Source organism: Bradyrhizobium sp. (assembly GCF_049586575.1).
Lineage (GTDB): Bacteria > Pseudomonadota > Alphaproteobacteria > Rhizobiales > Xanthobacteraceae > Bradyrhizobium.
The window spans coordinates 1-2,371 of record NZ_JBAVCF010000310.1; the positions used below are offsets into that span (position 1 = coordinate 1).

Consider the following 2,371-nt stretch of genomic DNA (forward strand, 5'->3'; position numbering starts at 1 on the left):
GTCCTAAACCAGTCCCGCAAATGACTGCGAAGCAGTTTGAGGAGCGTTTTCCTATCGGTGACCACGAAGCCTGCCTTCGGTACTTGGTCGCGCGACGATGGCCGGAAGGCGTGCATTGTCCCCGTTGCGGGAATACCGACCTGTACGATGCTTCGAGCTACAAGCCCTTCCACTGGCAATGCCGAGCGTGTGCGTCGCAGGGCTATCGGTTTTCGTGCCTTACCGGGACCATCTTCGAGAACACCAAGAAGCCGCTCCGCGACTGGTATCGCGTCGCCCATCTGATGTTTTCCAGCAAGAAGGGAATGAGTGCCCTGCAAATTCAACGCATGCTCGGCTTCGGCAGCTACGAGACGGCCCATTCCATGTGTCACAAAATCCGCGCAGCCTTGATTGCTCCGGAACAAAAGCTTGGTGGCATTGTGGAGGTTGATGAAACGTGGATTGGCGGCAAGGAATACAACCGCCACGCCAATAAGCGTTTCAAGGGAACGGGTGGCGCTGGTAGCGGCAAGACGCCGATCATCGGCGCAGTCGAGCGACAGGGCAACGTGGTTGCCCGCGTGCTCAAATCGGTCACCGCCAAGGCGGCTCAGCGGTTCGTGCGCGAGGTCGTGTCGAATAAGGTTAGCCTGCTGGCGACAGATGCCAACGCGGTCTATGACGGCTTGCACGAATTTCCGCGCCAATATGTGGAGCATCAAGCACGTCAGTACGTGGTCGGCGCGGTGCACACCAATACGATTGAAGGCTTTTGGAGCATCTTCAAGCGCGGCGTTGTCGGCACGTTCCACAAGATGAGCGAAAAATATATGCCTCTGTACGTCGCGGAATTTCAGTTCCGTTACAACAACCGCTTTAATCCCGACATGTTCGATACGGCGATAGCAGGCTGCTGAGGCGTGGTCACTGGCATCCGTCTCAGCTAAACGGGGACGATGCCAGCGAACCGAACGATGAGCAATTGGAGTTGCCATTTTAGCAGTTCCGAAAACGCTTAACCACGCCTCTGGCGATTGCAAAAATAGCTGCTAAAAGCGCGAAAAGCAGCGCGAGTGGGGCCAAAATGGTCGCATACTTGTATGCTTTGCTTGCTGGCGACCCTGATGCAGTTCGTGCTGCACTAATATACGGGTCCGTGGCAGGCGGCATTGTCGTCGCCATAGGAATCATTTGGGAGGCTGGCTGGAAATTAAATATACCGACGGGGCTTGTCGTAATTGGCGTTATCCTCGAATCGTTTTGCACCATAAAGCTCTTCGTCACCGACGAAGGGATTAGTAATTCCCAGCAATCCGTGATTCGCGTCCAAAACGACCAGATCATCGCACTCCATCTTGCGCTGTTACCGCGTTTGCTAGAGCAACGACTTACTGCAGCAGCACTCTCAAAATTTAAGGACACCCCTTTTGTCGTTGTGTCGGCACCTGACTCGGAATCGAAAAGCGCGGCGGGCCAAATTAGATTTATGCTCGATTTGGCGAAATGGACTCGGTCGAAAGATCGACTTCCGCAATTCGACTTCCGCCGCCAAGGCGTATTCATCCATTTAGTGTTCAATAGCCTTGAATCTGCGCAGCGGACAGATGAGGCAGCCAAGGCGCTCAAGGACGTGTTGCTGCACAACAAGATTGATGCCGAACTTGCGTATCCCGTACATCGCCTCGACGAAAGGGGAGCAGAAATTCTGCCAACAATGCTACCGGCGGTGGGGCCTCCTTGTGCGCTTGTTATTGAAGTCGGGCCGAAGCCCCTGCCAAAATCTCTCCAGGTCGGCCCCGTCATTCCGGCCGACCTGCGCAGCAACGAAATGTGGGGCAACGTCGCAGAATAAGCGGCCGTCGTTACAACTAGTGCAGCAGCGCAGCCAATCCCTGCAAGAGCAGCCCTAAGCCGCTGAGCAATGCGCCTATGGCCATTGCGGAGCCTTTCCGGTGACTTTTGCGCGCATGCCGTCGCTCTATGCCCGATCCGCGTCCCTGCCGTTTCCGGCGGGTAGTGGATGTCACAGGCATGGCTTCCTACGGTTTTCCCTTTGTCGCCGGTTTTTGGGCTTTCTCGCGTGTATGGTGACCGGCTACTTTTGTCAACTGGCAGACAATCGCCCCCCAAAGAGGCGGCGCATTCTCGTACCTTAAACGGGGACATTTGTCAATATTTGTAACCGAATCGGCACCGCGTCGCGACGCCGGTAGGGACTACGGGCACGTCATGCGCGTCATGATTCGCATCGCGAAAACAGGAAGGATGAGTGTCGTGCGCGCCGCCGCGCGCGCCGCCCGCGGTCTAGAACAGCTTGAGGCAGCAGAGCACTTTGCCGAACACTTCCAGCTCGTTGAGCAGGATCTCTTCGCTCGGATGCGTCGGGTTA

The 2,371-nt window shown here is 56.0% G+C and carries 2 protein-coding genes; both read left to right on the top strand.

Annotation, left to right across the window (positions count from 1 at the left end; translation table 11 throughout):
* Positions 1-899 (top strand): IS1595 family transposase (locus WB528_RS11965; RefSeq protein ID WP_423888624.1); only part of this gene is annotated, 899 nt, incomplete at its 5' end.
* Between the two features lie 167 nt (positions 900-1,066).
* Positions 1,067-1,834 carry a hypothetical protein gene (locus tag WB528_RS11970; RefSeq protein WP_423888625.1) on the top strand — a complete coding sequence of 256 codons (768 nt, stop codon included), beginning with the start codon at positions 1,067-1,069 and terminating at the stop codon, positions 1,832-1,834.
* Positions 1,835-2,371 lie beyond the last annotated feature (537 nt).